Origin of the sequence: Streptosporangium sp. NPDC002544, assembly GCF_040295965.1 — a bacterium.
Lineage (GTDB): Bacteria > Actinomycetota > Actinomycetes > Streptosporangiales > Streptosporangiaceae > Streptosporangium.
Map to the genome: position 1 here is coordinate 1 of NZ_JBEOWJ010000021.1, position 19,289 is coordinate 19,289.

Genomic DNA, 19,289 nt, shown 5'->3' on the forward strand with positions numbered 1-19,289 from the left:
GCTTCACGGTCGAGTGGGGGGTTCGGGGAAGTCGACATAGACGGTCTCCGTAGTGGTCGGAGACCCAGGTGTCAACGATGTTCGTCAGTTTTAGATCTTCTTGATGAGTGGGCGGTCTACTTTCTCCCTCTCCCGAGCTACGGAGACGACCGATGACCTTGCATATGTTGGTGAACGTGCTCCCGTGGGTCGCCCTTCTGCTCGGTTGCGCACTCGGTGCGCATGGCCTGTACATGTTGAGGACCGATCGGCTGCCGAGCTGGTATCGCCAGCGCGATCAACGCTCGGCGCGGTCGTCTGCTTGGTCGTTCCTGCTGATGGCTGCCTTCATCGTCATGATCAACCTGCCTCGGGCCATGGGTTGGGCTTCATCGCTGGTGGTCGCCTTTAACGCACTCGCCTTCGTGCCCTTGACGTGGTACACGGTGCTCGCTGTGAAACAAGATCGCCAGCGATGAGCGGTGGTCCGTCGTCAATGGGATGAAGGTCGTCGATGTTCGCATGTACGTCGGGGTTGAACCGCGCCGGGATTGCTGGAGGCTTTGATGTTCCCCGGCTTTCGTGGAGTCGATCTGGTTCGTCGCACCCCGCCCAGCGTCGGTATCCGCCGGAGTTGGAAGAGCGGGCGGTTCGGATGGTGCAGGAGGCCGCTGATCAGGCCGGGGAGTCGTTCGGCGTCGTCACTCGCGTTACCCGGCAGTTGGGCATCGGGTCGGAGTCACTGCGCAACCGGGTCAGGCAGGCCGAGATCGACGGCGGCCAGCTGGGCGCGATGTCCGTGGACGCTCGCTGAGTTTCGCCGTCGTTCGTCCCTTTGGCCGTACTCGTGGCTATACGGCCAGGCCTCTTGGCCGCCACCTTGGAGGATCTCAGCGCGCACCTCCCTAACCTGCCGCTCTTCAGATCAGGGGTGGTTTCGCCTTGCCTATGAGTCCCCATGGTTCCCTGCTGTCCCCCGTCCCGACGGGTACGCAGAAGCGGTCATCAGCCGAGTGGAGGTGATCGTTGGTGCGGTAGGTGCGCAATGCTCTACCGCGACACCCGAGTCTCGTCCGCCGGCACTACCCGGGCGGTCGTACCGGGTGAGGCAAGACCGGCGATAACCGCCGCGAGAACGGGCAGACCGACGACCAGAGCGGCGATCAGCGACCACGGGGTATCGAAGGCCACCCGTGGCATCGGATCCCATTCGACCGAGGCCGTCATCGGCCATACGAGGAGCAGGCCGATCGTGCACCCGGCGGCTGCGCCCATCGCCGTACCGCAGGCCGCGCTGAGTCCCGCACGGCAGGCGGCGAGTGATCGCAGAGGCGCGGTCGAGTCGCCGCCGACCCGTAGAAGCACACGTCTCGATCGGGAGTCGCCGACCTGGCCGGTCGCGGCCAATGCGCTGCCGAGGGCGACGACAACCGCTGCCACAACGAAGACCCACCAGCCGGTCGAAGCCTGGAACCCTCGCTCGATGTACGTGGTTGCGGTGTCACCCAGCCGGCGGTCGAGCCGCTCCTGTTCGATCATGGAGGTTCGATGAATGGAAGGGTCGATGATCATTTTATCGGGCTCCAAGTGATAGCCGAGATCTCGCATGATCTTCGCTGGGAGGAAGAGCTCCTCCATGTGAGGGTCGGCGGGCTTGACGACGATTACAGGAATGCTCTTGGTCAACAGTGACTCGTCATTCCTGGCGAAGTCGAAGTCGTAGTGGATCGTCACCTTGTCGACTTCCACGTCGTCGGCCGTGACCACTACTGCTGTGTTCTCGTCGTAGGGCGTCGACGGGTCTCCAGTGAGATAACGGAGCAGCGCGTGGTCGCCGATGATGCCGGCCGGAGCAACGCTCTCCAGGTCCGGAAACTCTACGTTCTCGATGTCTAGGCCGAAATGCCCGTTCTCGCGCTGGCGATCGACCTGCGTGATGGGCACTCCGGGTAACTCCTGTTGGATGGCCGCACGTACGGCAGCTGCTTCTTCCGCTGAGAACCACTGCACCAGGAGGGCGCCGGACCGGACCTGTGGATAGTATTCCGCCCTGTTCTGTGCTGTTGTGGCGACAGCGATGATCATTACCGCGATTGCGAGGGCCGTCGCGACCATCGTTGCCGCGACCGCGGGAGCCGTTCTAGCCCGATTGTCGGCCACGTCGTGGGCCGCCAGGCGCATCGGCAGAGGCAGGTGTACGGCGCGTCGCCCGAGGATTCCCAGAAGCCATGAGGTGAGCGGGCCCAAGCCGAAGAGAAACAGTGCCCCGCCCATCAGGGCCGCCAGGGTCGTCAATGCCGATCCGAAGTCGTCATAGTGCTGGTCTTCGTGTGTGGACCATGCGGTGAGCGCCATCACCATAATGCCGATCATCGACAGAATCGATCCACAGACCAGGTGGAGCAGTTGTACGCGGGTGTGGCGACCGTCCGGGGCTGATCGTGCCGCGAATCCTATGGAGCCGAGCGCAAAAGCCATAGGAATGCTCAAGATCGCCTCAATCATGGGGAAATGGTATGCGGTGCCGAATGAGGCTGTGTGGAAGAAGGTCAGGGATACCTAAAGAGTCGTGATTCGGACCGATGCTGTGCATTGGTGCGGCCCGAGCCGCTGCCTGCCGGGACCACCCCTCCAGGCCGCATGCCCGGCCACTGAGTGGACGCAGGACTGTGAGGCGGCACCGAGCGCCGAGCCTATGGTCCAGCATCTACGCCGTCACTCCTGAGCAGGTAGCCTCACCGCCGACGTGGTAGCTGTACGACCCACGGCACGCGGCGGTCTCACTCTGTCTGAACGCCAGGGTGCATGCGCCGGAGGCCGCCGAGCGGGTCGGGCGCGAGCTGGATGTGCTGCTCAGGGTCTACGCCCGATGCGTCGGCGGGCAGCACAAGATGGCAGACAAACGGATCGTGGAAGCGCTGTCGACGTGGCCCCTGGCAGTGCGACACGAAGGACCCCGGGTATCCCTCGGGGTCCTTCGTCGTGTCGGCTCCGGGCTCTCCGAAATCATTTCGCGCGCTTCCGAAATTCCCGATGCCACGGGGAAAACGCCACCGGTTCCGTTCCACGTGTGTTCCGTGAACGGTGGCCCGGAATTGCATCCGGCCGCATGTGCCGGGAAAGACCGACAGGAGCAAAGATTCAGCGCAGGTCCTTAATTCCTGGCCAGGAGTGACAGGACGCCTGGGACTCGAACCCGGAACCTACGGATTAAAAGATCGATCTTGTGCTGTTCCGGGCAGTTCAATGCAGGTCAGTGGGTGTGGGCGGTCCATCCTGAACCGCTTGGAACGTCCTGGGGCTGCAACGGGAAATGCAACGGGTAGCTCATCCTCGATCAGTCCGGGCAGTCAATGGATCCGACGATGGGCGCCGCCGCGTAGTGAGTCGGTGTGAAGGTGACCCCGGTGGCACGTGCGGCCAGGGCGATGGCGAGAGCGGTGGAGACCCGTGTGTCGGTGAACTCCTCCCCGTCCAACGGCATGCCCAGATCCCGCATATGGGCCAGTAGACGGTCCGGATCGCTGCCGTTCCGCTCGCTGGGAAAGAACGGCTCGAACCGTGTGGTCACCACTTCGTCGACCGAGTAGACGAAGTGCTCGTCCATGGTGATGCCGGTGATGAGCCTCGCCGTCTGCGTCTCATGGGAGAGCGCCTCCGGGAGATCCTGGCAGTGGTAGTCGATCAGGACCGCTCCTCCGACTGCCGCGTAGGCGGCGATGCCCCATTCGCGGGAGATGTCACCGGGGGTGGCGCCTATCCGGTGTAGTGCCTCCTCAGGGGGCAGGCCCCGCACGAACGTCACTCCGATCAGGTCGCTGTCCTTCTCGTACTCCTCGATGAACCAGGCGTAATCCGTCGGTGTTGCGCAGCTCACCGGCGCTCCCCTTTTTTTCTGTTGGCCGACCAAAGTGGTCCTTGGCCTTGCAGGATTCACCTGTGATCATCGGATTATAAGTGGACGGCGCTTATTGGCTTTCGTGGCGCCCTGACCGGTGCTTTGGGTGCTGCCCCGGTCCCGTCCAGAGCTGGTCGCTCACCAACGTGTGAAAGGGGCTCAACCTGTGTGGGCGGGCTCAGAGCACGGTCTACCCGGTGTGGGCGCGTTCCCGTCCGGCCGTTCGGAGCACCGGCACCAGCCTCAGCCAAGAGATCTCGAAGATCCTGGAACGAAGAAGGCATCCAACCCCGCGACCGTGTCAGGGAACGCGCCCACACCGTCATTAGGAACGAAGCCGCAGGCCGTCGATCGCCCCCGACCCTGTACGGAGATCAGCCCGCATCAGGCGATCATGAGGGTGGTGCTGGCTTCGGCGCCGCATCACCGGCTTGAAGACAGCACCTGTCGTGGGATCGACGGTGGACAGCATGGGCCAGGGCGGGCAGGCTGATCACACGGCGATGAGGGAGAGATCATGAATTTCGGCGCCACGGGCGTGAGCGTGCTCTTCATGCTGCTTGGCGCTCTCATTCAGTTCCTGGTCATCTACTTCGCCGTACGCCTTGCTCTGAAGCATGACCGTGAACGTTCCGAGCGTGGTTGGCCGCAGAGGTAGCACCCTTGGAGAGCGGAGCGGCCGGCGCCGATGCGAAGCACCCCAAAGGGGCCGTGAAACGGCCGGTGGCCGTAGCGCTACCGCGGACTCCAGCAGCCCGGATCGATGGGTGCTTCAGGGTGCGGGGCGGGAAACAGATGAACCTCGCCCGGAGTGCTCACCGGCCCGGAGGCGCCCAGCTGGGAGGCGGATCCGGTCTCCTCGCCGACGTCTCGTCAGCTGCTCACCTCTGGGCGGCGACCTCACCGCTATATCGAGTTTGACTTATATAAGGCGAAACTGAAATAGTCTTCGCGTACGCACGCCGACGTTACTGGCGATCCGGTCCGGAGCCGGGGTCGCTGACGAGCAGGCCGTTCCCGTCGCCAGGAACATCATCACCTTTAACGCACCTCGCTAGGAGTCCACCCGATGTCACAAAAAATCACTACTTTCTTGATGTTCGAGGGCGCGGCAGAAGAAGCGGTGACGTTCTACATGTCGCTGTTCGACGACGCGGAGATCCTGGCCATTGCCCGCTACGGCCCCGAGGGGCCCGGCGCGGAGGGCAGTGTGCAGCACGCCACGTTCACGCTGGCGGGACAGGAGTACATGGCCATCGACAGCTACGTGTCGCACGCGTTCACCTTCACCCCGTCGGTCTCGCTGTACGTGCAGTGCGAGTCGGAGGCGGAGATCGAGCGCCTGTACGCGGCGCTGTCGGAGAACGGCGAGCCGCTGATGCCGCTCGGCTCCTACGGCTTCAGCAAGCGCTTCGGCTGGACCAACGACCGCTTCGGCGTCTCCTGGCAGCTGAACCTCGCCTGATTCCTCCACCCGGCTCGCCGTGGCGGATCCCGCGTGCCCATGACGCGGGATCCGCCACGGCTTCGGCGGCGAGTTCCTCGCTGCACAGCCACCGCATCTCCGGACAGCTCCCAGCGGCTCGCCGAGCGGGCTGCGGCCGGTGACGTGGCCGGTGCGCGGCCCCGGTCGAGCACGATGACCTGGTCGTCCCTTTTCGTCTCCTTGATCGATCGACCGTCCTCAGCAGGACGGCAGACGGCCTCCAGGAGAACGATCGATTTGTTGGGCGGCCTGGCAGTGTCCGAGCCCGGGCCGGCTCGCGGTCAGCGGGAACGCCGGCGGGGTGGCAGGCGCGGCACCACGAGCCGGGGGCGGGCCGCCGGGTTGGGGGTGTGCGGCGGCTGCAGGACCAGGCGCTCCAGGGCGACCTCGATCGCCCGGTCCAGCTGGGTGTCCACACCAGCCGCGTAGTCCTGCGGAGTGATGTCGACCTCGATGTCGGGATCGGTGCCGTAGTTCTCCACCCGCCAGCCCACGTCGTCGAAGGCGAAGGAGAACTCCGGCTGGGTGGTGACCGTCCCGTCGGCCAGGTGATGCCGGGGCCAGATGCCGATCACCCCGCCCCAGGTGCGCTTGCCGATCAGCGGGCCCAGGCCGAGCAGCTTGAAGGTGTGACTGAAGATGTCGCCGTCGGAGCCCGCCCACTCGTTGGCGATCGCCACCATCGGGCCGCGCGGTGACTCCTCGGGGTAGGGCTCGGGCACGCCCCAGCGGGGGAAGTTGTAACCCCGGCGGCGCCGGGCCAGCTTCTCCAGCAGCAGCGCCGACACGTGGCCGCCGCGGTTGAAGCGGACGTCCACCACGAGCGCCTCTCGGTCGTACTCGGTCAGGAAGCCGCGGTGGAACTCGGCGTAGCCCTCCGGGCCCATGTCGGGGATGTGCAGGTAGCCGATCCGGCCGTCGCTGAGCTCGTGGCAGCGGGCTCGGTTGGCCTCCACCCAGTCGCGGTAGCGGCCCGGCTGCTCGTCGTCGACGGCCTTGACGGTGACGGTCCGCCTTTCGTCCCCGCGCTGGATGGTGAGCTGGACCTCCTGATCGGCCTGGTTGACCAGCAGCTCGTCGGGGCTGACCTCGGCGCCGACGGGCTGGCCGTTGACGGCCAGCACCACGTCACCCGGCTGTACGTCCACTCCGAGACGGTTGAGCGGCGAGGTCGCCTCGGGGTCCCACCGGTCACCACCGACGATCTTCGCGATCCGGTGGACGCCGTCCTCGAAGGCCCAGTCGACGCCCAGCTTGCCCTGCCGGTAGTGCGGCCGGGGCCGGTAGGCGCCGCCGCTCTCGTAGGCGTGCGAGGTGCCCAGCTCGCCGAGGAGCTCCCACAGCAGGTCGGAGAACTCCCCTCGGGTGGTGACCCGGTCGACCAGCGGCAGGTAGCGCAGGTAGACGCCGTCCCAGTCGAGCCCGGCCATGTCCTCGGTCCAGAAGTTCTCCCGCTGCAGCCGCCAGGCCTCCCTGAACATCTGCCGCCACTCAGCCTCGGGGCGGATGGACACCTTGACCCGGGACAGGTCCACCCATCCGCTCGTCCGGCCCGGTGTCTCGTCGCTCTCAGGCTCCTCGCCCGCCTTGACCACCCGCAGCCGCCTGCCCGCCTGGTAGAGCAACGTGCTCTGGTCACGGCCGAGCCGGAACTCCGACACGTCCCCGACCATGGTCTCCTGCTTCTGCTTGGCGAAGTCGTAGACGTGCAGGGTGCCTTCGGAGGAGTCGGCGTAGTCGTCACCGAGGCTGCCCTCGACGGGGAAGGTCAGGTAGACGGCCTTGCCCTTGATACCGGCGATGCCCTCGTAGCGGCCCTCGGGGACGGGAAAGCCGACGATCCGGTTCTCGATGCCGTCGAGATCGATGACCACCTCGGGCACCTCCTCGTCCTCGTTCTCGTCGTCGTCGCCGTCGTCGTCCGTGAGAGGCCGGGGCTTGGGGACGAAGGGAGACGTGACGTCGGTGCGGAGCGCGATCGCGTAGGGACGGGAGCCCAGCGGGAAGCCCAGATCGAAGTGGAGCTCGTCGTAGACGGGATTGAAGACACGCCGGCCGATGAAGTAGAGGTAGTCGCCGCCCGGGTCAAAGGCGGGATGGGCGTCCCGCAGCACCGGCCGGGTGGCGAAGAAGGTCTCGCCTGTTTCGACCCGGCACAGTTTCACCGCCGTCGTCTGCGCGGTGTCCCGGCAGGCGTACGCGAGCCAGCGGCCGTCGGGGGACCAGGCCAGGTCCTCGATCGCGCCGAACACGCTGGAGTCGACGGTCCTGCCCCGTGCCGGACTCTTTTTCCGCCTGGAGGTTCTGGGGGACTTCTCCGGTGTGAGGTCGACCAGGATCAGCTCGTTGCGGTGGTTGGCCACCGCGAGCAGGTCGGCCGTGGGGGAGACCTCCAGCGCGGTGGCGCGGCCGACCTCGAGGTGGTCGAGCCTGACGGGGTCGGCGGAGCCGTCGGCGGTGAGCACCACCAGCACCTCGCGGTCGCCTTCGTCGCTGGCCGCCGCCACGAGCCGCTCACCGTCGTTGAGCCAGTTCAGCAGCCGGTAGCGCACCCCGTACAGCTCCCCGTGCTGGCGTACCGGACCCTCCCAGGCGGCGAAGGAGAACGCCTTGCCCCGGGTGGTGATGGCCAGGCCACTGCCGTCGGGGCTGAGCGTGGCGCTGTCCAGGAAGTTCTCGGCCGAGGCGAAGCGGCGGTTGAGCTGGGTACGCGAGCTGCGCAGCCGTACCTCGATGGGGCGCGACTCGCCGTCCTCCACCAGATAGAGCTCGGCCCCGGCGTGGTAGACCAGCCGGTGGCCGTCGCCCGACAGGTTGCGGGCGTAGTAGTCGGCGTGGTCGGAGTGCCTGCGCAGGTCGCCGCCGTTCGCGTCGCAGGAGTAGACGTTGCCCACGCCCTCGTGGTCGGAGATGAAGTAGACCCGGTCCCCGACCCAGCAGGGCGAGGCGAGATTGCCGGGGAGCGCGGTGAGCCGCCGGAACCGCCCGTCGTCGCCGGTCTCGATCCACAGATCGCCCACGGTGCCGCCTCGGTAGCGCTTCCACCGGGCGGGGTCGGCGGTGTTGCGGCCGAGCACGATCCGCGGGCCGTAGGAGATGGTGTTGGCCGGGCCGTACGGCAGGAGCTCGGGCATCCCATCCGGTTCCACCCGGTGCAGCCGGTTGCGGCCGTCGAAGGGCTGGCCCTGGTCGCTGGCGTAGACGATGCCGCCGCCGGGATCCCAGCCGGTGACGCTGGACCGGGCACCGTGGTAGGTCACCCGCCGGGCCGCGCCACCGTCGGCGGGCATCACGTAGACCTCTTCGGGCCCCTCCTCGCGGCCGACGAAGGCGAGCCGGTCGCCACCGGGGGAGAAGCGCGGGTATCCCGCCTCGGCCACCCCGGCGGTCAGCCGGAAGGCCCGCCCGCCGCCGGCGGTGACCATCCACAGGTCGTCCTCGGCGGCGAAGACCACCATGTTGCCGAAGATCGTCGGAAAACGAAGGTAGGCGGGCATCGTGTCACTCCATGATCGGGCGACCGGGTTTCATGCCGGTCGCCCGATCATGATTTCACGTCCTCGGTGGCTAGGAGGCTCGTCCACCCGGGTGGGCGGGCCCCGTCTCGGGCAACCTGGTCTCGGGCTGTCCGGCCTCTTTCTTCGCCTGTTTGGCGGAGCGTGTCGCTTTTATGGCGGCCTTCTTGCTCTTACCCGAGCTCTTCGCCGCCTTGTTCTTACTGTCCTTGGTGTTCTTGGTGTCCGTCATCGTTTCCCCCGTTGTGCTTGATGGACGACGCCCTTGATTAGGCACTCAGAGGGGTTTAATACCCTTTACGGGCATCAACCACCCACAATCTGTGCGGTTACGGATGCGGTGCGTGGTCGAGGGGGGTGTCGGTCGACGCGTCGAATCATGTGCGGTCCTCGCCGCCGGGGGCTCCGGCGAGGGCGCTCGTCCTCGTAACCGCCGCGCCGGTGTCGTACGCGCCGGGCTCGTCGTAGCGGACGGCGGCGGCCAGGAGTGTGAGGTCGCCTTCGAGGTTGTCCGGTATGAGCATGCCACCGGCATTCCGCCGGGCGGGAGGCGTTGTTCCCGGGGCGGCCGATGGCGGTGATCCGGGCCGCGGGAATGTCGAGATCGCGGAGAAGGCTGGGAATCGCCCGACACCTGAGCCGCGGCCCTTCCGGCCCCGGGGGAGGGCATGATCGCGTGCTTGGATTGCGCCTGCGAAAAGAAGAGGTAAATCGCAGCCCTCAGAACGGATAATGATCTTCACGATTGGGCAGAACGTCGGCACATGGCTTGCGTTCCGGGGAGGTGATGCATGGCCTGGTCACAAGACGAGGAGCGCATGCTGCTGCAGATCGAGCGCCATCTCGTCGATGAGGATCCGCGGCTAGCCGCGCGGCTGGAGTCGTTCAACGAGCGTGTCCAGCGCAAGGAGGGTGGCGGTGGCCGCAAACGCGGCGCCAAGAAGGGCCGGGGGCGTTCTGCCAGGCGCCTGCGCCGTTCGACGGTCATCATCATGTTCAGCTGGCTGCTGATCGCGACGCTGATCGCCACGCTTCTCATCATGGTTCTGCGCCACGAGGCGGCCGCCGCGTTCCCGCTGTGACAACAGCCGTCGCCGGCGGCCCCCTCGGCGGGCCTCCGTGACCGTCGCCGCGATCGCGGCCGTCCGTCAGCCGAGGGCGCGCAGGAAGTCGGCGGCCACCGGGGCGGCGACCGCCCCGCCGCCGGAGCCCTCCTCGACGATCACCGCGAAGGCCAGGTCGCCGCGGAAGCCGATGAACCAGGCATGGGTCTTCAGGTCGCCCTGCGCGCCGTACTCGGCGGTCCCGGTCTTGCCCCGGGTGCCCTGGGGCAGGCCCGCGTCCTTGGCCGTTCCCTTGGTGACCACCGCGGACATCATCTGGTGCATGCCGGGCATGACGGCCTCGGGGAGCACCTGAGGCTCCGCCTTCTGCTTGATCGAGGGGACCAGGGTCGGCGGGCGCCAGGTGCCGTCGGCCAGCGCGGCGGCCACCGAGGCCATCATCAGCGGGCTGGCGGTGATCCGGCCCTGCCCGAAGGACTCCGCGGCCAGCTCCGCGTCGCTCTGGGCCCTGGGGAAGCTGCCCTTGGTGGCCGGGACGCCGATGCTGAGCTGCTTGTTGAAACCGAACAGCTCCGCGGTGCTCAGCAGCTTGTCGGCGCCCAGCCGCTCCTTGGCCAGGGGGGCGAAGGTGGTGTTGCAGGAGTGGGCGAAGGAGTCGGACAGCGACACCGAACCGTAGGCGGCGTGGTGGGAGTTACGGATCGGCAGGCCGCCTACCTTGACGTCCTTGGGGCAGGTGACCCGATCGCCCGGGTTCATCCCCTCGGCCAGCAGCCCCACGGCGGTGACCGCCTTGAAGGTCGAGCCGGGGGGATAGTTGCCGTCCAGTGCCCGGTTGAAGCCGCCCTTGTTGTTCACCACCGAGAGGATCTCGCCTGTCGAGGGTTTGATCGCGACCAGTGCGGTGGTCTTCTTCAGGTCGCGGACCGCCTCGACCGCGGCTCGCTGGACCCGCATGTCCAAGCTGGTCTCCAGGTTCTCGCCGGCCTCGCCCTCGATCTTGCCGAGCGTCTTGACGGTCTTCTTGTTCGCGCCGACGAGTTCGACCTCGGTGTCGGGGGTGCCGGCCAGGCGCTTCTGGAAGGTGCTCTGCAACCCGCTCGCGCCGACCGCGTCGCCGACCTTGTAGGGGACCCCCAGTTTCGCGACGCTCTTCGCCGTGGCCTTCTCCAGGTAGCCGACGAGTTGCTGCACCGAGCCGCCCACGTCGGCGCCGTCGATGCGGGCACCGTCGGCGGAGGTGATCGCGGCACGCTCCGGCCACTTCGTTCTCAGCGCGAAGGCGGTGGTCGCGGTCAGGTCGGGGTGGACGGCACTGGGCGACCACCTGACCCGCCAGTGCCGGTCGACGACCGCCAGGTCGACGCTGCCGGAGTAACTCCACTCACCGACGTCCTTCAGCTTCAGCGTCGCGGTGTAGGAGGCCTGGCCGGTGCCGTCCCCGGTCTCGCGCACCCCGTCGAGCCGTACGACGGTGTTCTCCACGGCCAGGGCCTTGCGCATGTTGTCGTACGTCGTGGCGAACGCCGGGTCCGGCGCTCCCAGCTCGGCGCGCATGCCCGCCAGGTCGCCGCTCTGCCAGGCGCCGACGAATCGCTGTGCGGTCTCCTCGGGCGTGCCCCTGGTGTGCAGGTACCACCAGGCGCCGCCGCCGGCGGCCCCCGCCACCAGCACGACGGCCGCCGATGTGATCGCGATAGTTCTACCCCGTGCCACGTGATCCCCCCAGCTCTCGGTGCCCCAGCGCCGCAGCCTAGCGTGACCTGCGCGAGATATTCCGATAAATGATCATTTGCCCTGTGTACGGCTGGGCGCGTAGCTCGTCACGTACTCCTGCCCGGACAGCTCCTGGATCGCGGCCATGATCTCGTCGGTCACCCTGCGCCGGTCGCGCGCGTTCGTCTCGGAACCGGTGAAGGTCATCGGCTTGCCGATGCGGACGCTCACCCGGCCCGGCCTGGGCCTCGCGGCACCGATCGGCAGCACCTTGTCGGTGCCCCCCATCGCCACCGGGACCACCGGCGCGCCGGTGGCCAGGGCCAGCCAGGAGACGCCGACCTTGCCCCGGTAGAGGCGGCCGTCGGGAGAGCGGGTGCCCTCGGGGTAGATGCCGAACAGCTCGCCGTCGCCGAGCACCTTCGCCGCCGCGTCGAGCATGTCCTGGGCCGAGGTGGGGCTCTGCCGGTCGATGCTGATCTGGCCGGTGGCGCGCATCCACATCGCGGTGACGGGGTTACCGGTGAAGTACTCGGCCTTGGCGACGAAGCGTACCTGGCGCTTGAGCACCAGCGGCAGGAAGGTCGAGTCGAGGATCGACAGATGGTTGGAGGCCATGATGGCCGGACCCGTGACGGGAACGTGCTCATGCCCGGTGACCGTGGTCGGCCAGAGCAGATGCAGGATCGGAGCGCTGACGGTCTTGGTCAGGCGATAGAGCACGGACTCTCCTCATGAGACGGGTTCACCACACTAGGTGGTGGCCCGACGGCCGACGGTTGTACGCACCCGCACAAGCGGAGCCGCCGGGTTTGTGGCCCTCCTCCAACAGCGTGGCTCTTTTCCGGGGCGAGCCCGACGAAATCCTCCGGCCGGGCCCGATGAAAAAGAAGCGTCCCGCAAGCCTGGGGGGCTCACGGGACGCGATGTTTTGGTGCCGATGTGGCGGTCGCCTCCTCGGCGAGAGGCACAACACGGCTCCAGCCGAACGGTATTCCGTGAAGGCGGTAATTTGCGGCCCGGGGGACACAAACCACATCGGCACGATCACTCTAACGGACGTCCGCCGGTGGTTATTCCGCTTCTCCCGTCACCGGCGTGTCAGCCATGGCCGGCGGCCTCCGGTCACTCGCAGCTCACGGTGGGAATCGGACTCCGCCGCCCTCGCCGCGCGAGGGGGAGATTCAAGACTTCTGCTGACCGGCCGCTGGGACCGCCGGCGCGGCGCCGCGGGGGAGGCTCAGCGGCCGGCCAGCCGGGCCTCCGCACGGGCCCATGGCTCCTCGCCCCCTTCGGGAAGGTAGGTGACCAACCGCTCGCTCTGCCGCACCAGGGCGCGGATATCGGAGACCACCCCTTGGGCGCGGGCCTGGACCAGGGCGTTGCCGAGGGCGGCGGCCTCCACCGGCCCGGCGACCACGGGCAGGCCGGTCGCGTCGGCGGTCATCCGGCAGAGCAGCGCGTTGCGGGCACCGCCGCCGACCACGTGCACGACCTCCACCTCCTGGCCGCTGAGGCGTACAGCGTCGCGGAGCGTGCGCCGGTAGGCCAGGGCCAGGCTCTCCAGCACGCACCGTACGGTTTGCGCCCGTCCCTGCGGGGGCCGCTGGCCGGTCCGCTCGCAGTAGGTCGCGATTCGGGCCGGCATGTCGCCGGGGGGCATGAAGACCGGGTCGTCGGGGTCGACCACCGCCTGGAACGGGACGGCCTGCGCGGCGGCGTCGAGCAGGCCGGCCACATCGGTCTCGCCCCAGGTGCGCATGCACTCCTGCAGGATCCACAGGCCCATCACGTTGCGCAGGTACCGGACGGTGCCGTCGAGGCCGCCCTCGTTGGTGAAGTTGGCCAGCCGGCTCTCCTCGGTCAGGACGGGCCTGGGGAGTTCGAGCCCGACCAGCGACCAGGTACCGGAGGAGACGTAGGCGAACCGCTCGGTGCTCGCGGGCACCGCCGCCACCGCGGAGGCGGTGTCGTGCGAGGCGACCGTGGTGACCGGGGTGGAACCCGGCAGCCCGGTCTCCGCGGCCACCTCGGCCAGGAGCGTCCCGGCGGGCGCTCCGGGGTGCCGCAGCTCCGGCAGGAGCCCGGCCGGCAGGCCCAGTCGCTCCGCCAGCCCTCGGGCCCAGTCGCCGGTCCGCACGTCGTACAGGCCGGTGGTGGAGGCGTTGGTGACCTCCGCGCCGACGGAACCGGTCAGCCAGCGGGTCAGCAGGTCCGGGATCATCAGCAGCGTCTCCGCGCGGTCGAGGCCCGGCTCGGCGAGCAACTGGTAGACGGTGTTGAACGGCAGGAACTGCAAGCCGCCGACCTGGTAGAGCGTGTCGGCTCCCAGATCGGCGACGACTCGCTCCATGATCCCGTTGGTCCGCCGGTCGCGGTAGTGCACCGGGTTGCCGATGAGTCGGCCCGTGCCGTCGAGCAGCCCGTAGTCGACGGCCCAGGAGTCGACGCCGATCGAGTCGACCGGCCCGGCCTCGCGAAGCCCGTCGAGCACCCCTTGATAGAGGGCGAGGATGTCCCAGTGCAGGGTGCCGTCGACCCGGACCGGACGGTTGGCGAAGCGGTGCGCCTCGGTCAGGCTGATCCGCTCGCCCTCGATCCGCGCCGTCATCACCCGGCCGCTGGAGGCTCCCAGGTCGACCGCCGCGTAAACGCTCATCTGTCACTCACCACTCGTGGTCAGGTGGCCGCCGCCGTTCCGTCCGCCGCTCAGCCGGTGGACTCGCGGGCGACCAGTTCGGGCTGGAACATGATCTGCCGGTGGGCGTGCTCGCCGGGGTTGCCGCACTCGTCCAGCAGCAGTTCGGTGGCGATCCGCCCGAGTTCGTAGGTGGGCTGACGGATCGAGCTCAGCGACACCGCCGAGGCCACCGCGAAGTCGATGTCGTCGTAGCCGATCAGGGCCACGTCGCCGGGCACGCCGACCCCGGCCTGGTGCAGGCCGCGCAGCACACCGAGGGCGAGCATGTCGTTGGCGCAGAAGATCGCCTCGGGCAGCCGCCCGGAGCGGACCAGCCGCTCCGCCGCCTCCTGGCCCGCCCGCGCGGTCATCGCGGGCATCTCCACCGTCTCCAGCGCGGTCGCCGGGGCGAGACCCGCGGCGGCGAGAGCCAGCTCCGCGCCCCGTCTGCGGTCCGCGCACTGCCGGATGGCCAGCGGGCCGGTGATGTGGTGGATGCTCCGCGCGCCGCGCTCCAGCAGGTGGCGGGTGGCCAGCCGACCGCCCGCCACGTCGTCGACGCTCACCGAGCACAGGTCGGGCCGGTACGCCGGATGGTCGACCAGCACCACGCTGATGCCGTGCTCGCGCAACCCGTCGAGCCGCCGGGGATCGTCGTCCGACGGCGTGATCAGCACGCCGCGTACCCGATGTTCGGCGAACACGCGCAGGTTGTGCTCCTCCTTGGTGCGGGAACCTCCCGAGTTGCCGAGGATCACCGCGTAGCCGAGCTCGCTGGCGACGTCCTCGGCGCCCGCGGCGACATCGGTGAAGAACGGGTTGCCGATGTCCATGAGCGACAGCCCGATGGTCCGGCTGTGCCCGGCGCGCAGCGTCGAGGCGGAGCCGTGCCGGACGAAGCCGAGTTCGCGGATCGCGCGCCTGACGCGCTCCCGGGTCTCGGGGGCGACCCGCTCCGGCCGGTTGAGCACGTTGGACACCGTGCCGGGGGAGACCCCGGCGACCCGAGCGACCTCCTTGATGCCGACGCCGCTCACCTACTGTCCCCCCTTGACCCGGCATAGATTAAAACGTGTTACACGATGTCGACAAGACCCTACTCAAAGATGACGACGGGCCCGCCATCCCCCTGCCTGCGTAGTTGTCGTAACGCGTTGGAAACGAGACCTTCACCACCCATTGACAATGTCTGACGCTGCGGTTTAGCGTCCGGTCAGTCTTCTAAAACGTTTTTAGAGCAGGGAAGGGGTGTGGCGCGGTGACCGCACCGGGCGAAGGGGAGGCGCCACTCGGGCCGTCCCCCGGCGGGGCCCCTCCGGTCCTGGCCCTGGCCGGGGTCAGCAAGGCGTTCGGCGCCGTGCAGGCGTTGCGCGAGGTCTCTCTGAACCTTTACGCCGGAGAGGCGCACGCGCTCGCCGGGGAGAACGGCGCGGGGAAGTCCACTCTGGTGAAGACCCTGGCCGGGGTGCACCGTCCGGACACCGGGCAGGTCCTGCTGGACGGCGAGCCGGTGGAATTCGGCAGTCCCGCCGACGCCCAGCAGGCGGGCGTGGCCGTGATCTACCAGGAACCCACGATGTTCCCCGACCTGTCGGTCGCCGAGAACATCTTCATCGGCCGGCAGCCCAAGGCCGCGCTCCGCCGCATCGACCGCAGGGCCATGCACGGCCGGGCCGCCGAGCTGTTCAAACGGCTCGGCGTGGCGCTCGACCCCGAGCAGCCGGCCCGCGGCCTGTCCATCGCCGACCAGCAGCTCGTGGAGATCGCCAAGGCGCTCTCCCGGGACGCCCGGGTGCTGATCATGGACGAACCCACCGCGGCGCTGTCCGGCAACGAGGTGACCCGGCTGTTCAACGTGGTCAAGGCGCTGCGCGAGCAGGGGTGCGCGGTGCTGTTCATCTCGCACCGCCTGGACGAGATCTTCGAGCTCTGCCAGCGGGTCACCACGCTGCGCGACGGCGGCTGGATCGCCAGCGAACCCGTCGCGGGCCTGACCCATGACGACCTGATCCGCCGTATGGTCGGCCGCGACCTCGACAACCTTTATCCCAAGCAGGAGACCGAGGTCGGCGAGGTCGCCCTCAAGGTCGGCCGGCTCACCCGTGAGGGCGTGTTCACCGACGTCTCCTTCGAGGTGCGGCGGGGCGAGATCGTGGCACTGGCGGGGCTGGTCGGCGCCGGGCGCAGCGAGGTCGCCCGGGCCATCTTCGGAGTGGACCGCTGGGACGCCGGGACCGTGGAGGTCAACGGAGAGCGGCTGCCGCCCGCGTCCCCGACCGCCGCGATGTCCGCGGGCCTGGCCCTGGTCCCCGAGGACAGGCGTCAGCAGGGGCTGGTGATGGACCACTCGATCGAGCGCAACATCGGCATCACCGGCCTGAAGGCGCTGCGCCGTGGCCCGGTGATTTCCCGGGCCGCCGAGCGGGACCGCGCCCGCGACTGGGCCATCCGGCTCCAGCTCAAGTTCAACCGGCTGTCGGACGCGGTGAACGTGCTCTCCGGCGGCAACCAGCAGAAGGTCGTGCTGGGCAAGTGGTTGTCCACCAAGCCCGACGTGCTCATCATCGACGAGCCCACCCGGGGCATCGACGTGGGCACCAAGGCCGAGGTACACCGCCTGCTGTCCCAGCTGGCCGCCGACGGGCTCGCCGTGCTGATGATCTCCTCCGACCTGCCCGAGGTGCTGGGCATGGCCGACCGGGTGCTCGTCATGCAGGAGGGGCGGCTCGTCGCCGAGATCCCGCGGGAGCGGGCCACCGAGGAGAGCGTGATGACCGCAGCGACCGGAGGGACCTCGTGATCGACAGGAACGAGGGCGCCGGAAAGCACGGTGCCCGGGTCATGCGGCGGACGGAGGAGGCCTCATGAGCGCCGTCACCGCCGGGCGGAGCACCCGGAACCTGGTGGACCTGGTCTTCCGGGCCCGCGAGCTGAGCATCGTGGCGGCACTGGCCGTCCTGGTCATCGTGACCGTGGGCGTCAACGGCAACTTCCTGTCCGAGCAGGGCGTCAAGGACATCTTCCTCAACGCCTCCATCCTGGTGCTGCTCGCCGTGGGCCAGTCCGTCGTGGTCATCACCCGCAACATCGACCTGTCCGTCGGCTCGGTCGTCGGCCTGGTGGCCTTTACCGTCGGAGACTTCCTCGCCGCCGACCACAGCAGGGGCATCGTCTTCGCGGTGGTCCTGGGCGTCGGGCTCGGCGCGCTCTGCGGACTGGTCAACGGCCTGCTGGTCAGTGTCGGCCGAGTCCCGGCCCTGGTGGTGACGCTCGGCACGCTGTACGTGATCCAGGGCGTCGACCACTACATCGCCCACGGCAGGCAGATCAACGCCGTCGACCTTCCTCCGGCACTGCTGTCGCTGGGCAACGGCACGGTGTTCGGCATCCCGTACCTGCCGATGATCGCCGTCCTGGTGATGCTGGCCGTCGGCTACTACCTGCGCTCCTACGCCTCGGGCCGGGACTTCTACGCCATCGGCTCCAGCCCGGAGGCGGCGGCACTGGCCGGTGTGTCCGTGCGGCGCCGCGTCATGGCGGCCTATCTCTTCAGCGGTGCGCTCGCCGGCCTGGCCGGGGTGCTCTGGCTCTCCCGGTTCGGCACCGTCGTCGCCGACGCCGCCAACGGCTGGGAACTCCAGGTGGTCAGCGCCGTCGTGGTCGGCGGCGTGGCGATCACCGGCGGTGTCGGCACCGTATACGGCGCGGCCCTCGGCGCGCTGCTGCTCACCACGATCACCAGCGCGCTGGTGGTGCTCAAGGTCAGCCCGTTCTGGCAGCAGGCCATCACCGGCGCGTTGCTGCTTCTGGCGATCAGCGTCGACCGGCTGCTCGCCCTGCGGGTCGCGAGGGTACTGCGGAGGAGGAACTTCCGAAATGGCTCCTGACGTGAAGTCCGCCACCGGCGCCGCGGACACGGCCGCTCCGCTCCTCGCCGGGCTGCCGGACCGTGGCTCGCCAGGCCGCTTCCTCCGCTGGGACGTGCTGGTCGGCCTGCTCCTGGTGCTCGTCTTCATCGGCGGCTCGGTGGGATCGCCCGGCTTCGCCGGCGTCGACAACCTGTCCTTCGCCCTTGGCGACCTCGGTGAGATCGCATTGATCGCACTGGCGATGACCATGCTGGTCGTCGCCGCCGAGGTGGACCTGTCGGTGGCCTCCGTGCTCGGCCTGTCGAGCGCGCTGGTCGGCACCCTGTGGGACGCCGGCTGGGCGATCGAGACGATCATCCCGCTGGTGGTCGTGGTCGGGGCGGTATGCGGCCTTGTCAACGGCCTGCTGGTGACCAGGCTGGGACTGCCGTCACTGGCGGTGACGATCGGCACGCTGGCGCTCTACCGGGGCCTGGCCTACGTGGTGCTCGGGGACCGGGCCATCGCCGAGTTCCCGCAGCAGTACGTCTCCCTCACCGTGGAGGATGTTCCCGGCACCCCGATCCCCTACCCGGTGGCGCTGTTCGTCCTGCTGGCGATCATCACCGGCATCGTGCTGCACGCCACCGGATTCGGCCGCTCGCTGTTCGCCATCGGCGCCCAGGAGGAGGCCGCGCTGTTCGCCGGCATCCGGGTCAAGCGCATCAAGCTCATCCTGTTCGTGCTCTCCGGCACGGTCGCCGCCTTCGCCGGAGTGGTCTTCACCCTCCGCTACGGCAGTGCCCGCGCCGACAACGGCATGGGCCTGGAGCTGGCCGTCATCGCGGCCGTCCTGCTGGGCGGCGTCGACTTCGACGGCGGCAAGGGCACCCTCGGCGGGGTGATCGCCGGAGTGCTGCTCATCGGCCTTCTCCGCAACCTGCTCATGCTCAACGACGTGTCGACGGAGATCCAGTCGATCGTCACCGGACTTCTCCTGATCATCTCGGTGATCACCCCGCGTCTCGTTGCCGTCATAGGGCAACGCCGGCGTCGCCCGTCACCTGTCCCATCGCCCACACCCCCCGCATCCTGAGGAAGCG

At 68.4% G+C, this 19,289-nt stretch carries 17 protein-coding genes; 7 read left to right on the forward strand and 10 right to left on the reverse strand.

What is annotated here, in order from left to right:
* The first annotated feature begins 152 nt into the window (after positions 1–152).
* A complete protein-coding gene (locus ABT061_RS28625; RefSeq protein ID WP_350923693.1) occupies positions 153–458 on the forward strand; it encodes a hypothetical protein in 306 nt (101 codons plus the stop codon).
* A gap of 155 nt (positions 459–613) precedes the next feature.
* Positions 614–793, forward strand: a complete 180-nt coding sequence (locus ABT061_RS28630) for a hypothetical protein (protein WP_350923695.1) — start codon at positions 614–616, stop codon at positions 791–793.
* Positions 794–1,029: 236 nt separating this feature from the next.
* On the opposite strand, the gene ABT061_RS28635 is transcribed toward ABT061_RS28630, so the two are convergent.
* The 3 genes from ABT061_RS28635 to ABT061_RS28645 form a co-directional block, all read right to left on the reverse strand.
* Entirely contained in the window at positions 1,030–2,484 is a 1,455-nt protein-coding gene (locus ABT061_RS28635) for a hypothetical protein (protein WP_350923697.1), read from the reverse strand.
* Positions 2,485–3,316: 832 nt separating this feature from the next.
* A complete protein-coding gene (locus tag ABT061_RS28640; protein WP_350923700.1) occupies positions 3,317–3,856 on the reverse strand; it encodes a DUF6461 domain-containing protein in 540 nt (179 codons plus the stop codon).
* A gap of 514 nt (positions 3,857–4,370) precedes the next feature.
* On the reverse strand, positions 4,371–4,496 hold the full coding sequence (locus ABT061_RS28645; protein WP_350923701.1) for a hypothetical protein: 126 nt from the start codon (positions 4,494–4,496) through the stop codon (positions 4,371–4,373).
* A gap of 450 nt (positions 4,497–4,946) precedes the next feature.
* Between ABT061_RS28645 and ABT061_RS28650 the strand changes: the two genes are divergently transcribed.
* Positions 4,947–5,342 (forward strand): VOC family protein, encoded by a 396-nt coding sequence (locus ABT061_RS28650; RefSeq protein WP_350923703.1) that lies wholly within the window; start codon positions 4,947–4,949, stop codon positions 5,340–5,342.
* 302 nt (positions 5,343–5,644) lie between these two features.
* Here ABT061_RS28650 and ABT061_RS28655 read toward each other — a convergent pair whose 3' ends face one another.
* The 3 genes from ABT061_RS28655 to ABT061_RS28665 all read right to left on the reverse strand — a co-directional run bounded on the left by ABT061_RS28655 (position 5,645) and on the right by ABT061_RS28665 (position 9,402).
* Entirely contained in the window at positions 5,645–8,860 is a 3,216-nt protein-coding gene (locus ABT061_RS28655) for a S41 family peptidase (RefSeq protein ID WP_350923706.1), read from the reverse strand.
* 70 nt (positions 8,861–8,930) lie between these two features.
* Positions 8,931–9,110 carry a hypothetical protein gene (locus ABT061_RS28660; protein ID WP_350923708.1) on the reverse strand — a complete coding sequence of 60 codons (180 nt, stop codon included), beginning with the start codon at positions 9,108–9,110 and terminating at the stop codon, positions 8,931–8,933.
* A 145-nt stretch (positions 9,111–9,255) separates the two neighbouring features.
* Positions 9,256–9,402: a hypothetical protein gene (locus tag ABT061_RS28665; protein ID WP_350923710.1), complete on the reverse strand. Its 147-nt coding sequence runs from the start codon at positions 9,400–9,402 to the stop codon at positions 9,256–9,258.
* 267 nt (positions 9,403–9,669) lie between these two features.
* Here ABT061_RS28665 and ABT061_RS28670 point away from each other — a divergent pair, with 267 nt between their 5' ends.
* Positions 9,670–9,960 carry a DUF3040 domain-containing protein gene (locus ABT061_RS28670; protein ID WP_350923712.1) on the forward strand — a complete coding sequence of 97 codons (291 nt, stop codon included), beginning with the start codon at positions 9,670–9,672 and terminating at the stop codon, positions 9,958–9,960.
* A 66-nt stretch (positions 9,961–10,026) separates the two neighbouring features.
* On the opposite strand, the gene ABT061_RS28675 is transcribed toward ABT061_RS28670, so the two are convergent.
* The 4 genes from ABT061_RS28675 to ABT061_RS28690 form a co-directional block, all read right to left on the reverse strand.
* Positions 10,027–11,658 carry a penicillin-binding transpeptidase domain-containing protein gene (locus ABT061_RS28675; RefSeq protein ID WP_350923714.1) on the reverse strand — a complete coding sequence of 544 codons (1,632 nt, stop codon included), beginning with the start codon at positions 11,656–11,658 and terminating at the stop codon, positions 10,027–10,029.
* Positions 11,659–11,730: 72 nt separating this feature from the next.
* Positions 11,731–12,381 (reverse strand): lysophospholipid acyltransferase family protein, encoded by a 651-nt coding sequence (locus tag ABT061_RS28680; RefSeq protein ID WP_350923716.1) that lies wholly within the window; start codon positions 12,379–12,381, stop codon positions 11,731–11,733.
* Positions 12,382–12,898: 517 nt separating this feature from the next.
* A complete protein-coding gene (locus ABT061_RS28685; protein WP_350923718.1) occupies positions 12,899–14,317 on the reverse strand; it encodes a rhamnulokinase in 1,419 nt (472 codons plus the stop codon).
* 50 nt (positions 14,318–14,367) lie between these two features.
* Positions 14,368–15,375 carry a LacI family DNA-binding transcriptional regulator gene (locus tag ABT061_RS28690; protein WP_350923720.1) on the reverse strand — a complete coding sequence of 336 codons (1,008 nt, stop codon included), beginning with the start codon at positions 15,373–15,375 and terminating at the stop codon, positions 14,368–14,370.
* Positions 15,376–15,596: 221 nt separating this feature from the next.
* On the opposite strand from ABT061_RS28690, the gene ABT061_RS28695 reads away from it, so the two are divergent.
* From ABT061_RS28695 to ABT061_RS28705, 3 genes are all read left to right on the forward strand, one after another.
* Entirely contained in the window at positions 15,597–17,138 is a 1,542-nt protein-coding gene (locus ABT061_RS28695) for a sugar ABC transporter ATP-binding protein (protein WP_350923722.1), read from the forward strand.
* Between the two features lie 64 nt (positions 17,139–17,202).
* Positions 17,203–18,225 carry an ABC transporter permease gene (locus ABT061_RS28700; RefSeq protein ID WP_350923724.1) on the forward strand — a complete coding sequence of 341 codons (1,023 nt, stop codon included), beginning with the start codon at positions 17,203–17,205 and terminating at the stop codon, positions 18,223–18,225.
* Positions 18,215–19,282 carry an ABC transporter permease gene (locus ABT061_RS28705; RefSeq protein ID WP_350923726.1) on the forward strand — a complete coding sequence of 356 codons (1,068 nt, stop codon included), beginning with the start codon at positions 18,215–18,217 and terminating at the stop codon, positions 19,280–19,282. The genes ABT061_RS28700 and ABT061_RS28705 overlap by 11 nt, the downstream gene beginning before the upstream one ends.
* Positions 19,283–19,289 lie beyond the last annotated feature (7 nt).

What these genes read in the sequence shown, in the direction of transcription:
- ABT061_RS28700 (WP_350923724.1), top strand. Translation starts at nt 17,203, where the DNA reads ATGAGCGCCGTCACCGCCGGGCGGAGCACCCGGAACCTGGTGGACCTG.
- ABT061_RS28650 (WP_350923703.1), top strand. Translation starts at nt 4,947, where the DNA reads ATGTCACAAAAAATCACTACTTTCTTGATGTTCGAGGGCGCGGCAGAA.
- ABT061_RS28705 (WP_350923726.1), top strand. Translation starts at nt 18,215, where the DNA reads ATGGCTCCTGACGTGAAGTCCGCCACCGGCGCCGCGGACACGGCCGCT.
- ABT061_RS28685 (WP_350923718.1), bottom strand. Translation starts at nt 14,317, where the DNA reads ATGAGCGTTTACGCGGCGGTCGACCTGGGAGCCTCCAGCGGCCGGGTG.
- ABT061_RS28655 (WP_350923706.1), bottom strand. Translation starts at nt 8,860, where the DNA reads ATGCCCGCCTACCTTCGTTTTCCGACGATCTTCGGCAACATGGTGGTC.
- ABT061_RS28645 (WP_350923701.1), bottom strand. Translation starts at nt 4,496, where the DNA reads ATGCTTCAGAGCAAGGCGTACGGCGAAGTAGATGACCAGGAACTGAAT.
- ABT061_RS28635 (WP_350923697.1), bottom strand. Translation starts at nt 2,484, where the DNA reads ATGATTGAGGCGATCTTGAGCATTCCTATGGCTTTTGCGCTCGGCTCC.
- ABT061_RS28660 (WP_350923708.1), bottom strand. Translation starts at nt 9,110, where the DNA reads ATGACGGACACCAAGAACACCAAGGACAGTAAGAACAAGGCGGCGAAG.
- ABT061_RS28670 (WP_350923712.1), top strand. Translation starts at nt 9,670, where the DNA reads ATGGCCTGGTCACAAGACGAGGAGCGCATGCTGCTGCAGATCGAGCGC.
- ABT061_RS28665 (WP_350923710.1), bottom strand. Translation starts at nt 9,402, where the DNA reads ATGCTCATACCGGACAACCTCGAAGGCGACCTCACACTCCTGGCCGCC.
- ABT061_RS28625 (WP_350923693.1), top strand. Translation starts at nt 153, where the DNA reads ATGACCTTGCATATGTTGGTGAACGTGCTCCCGTGGGTCGCCCTTCTG.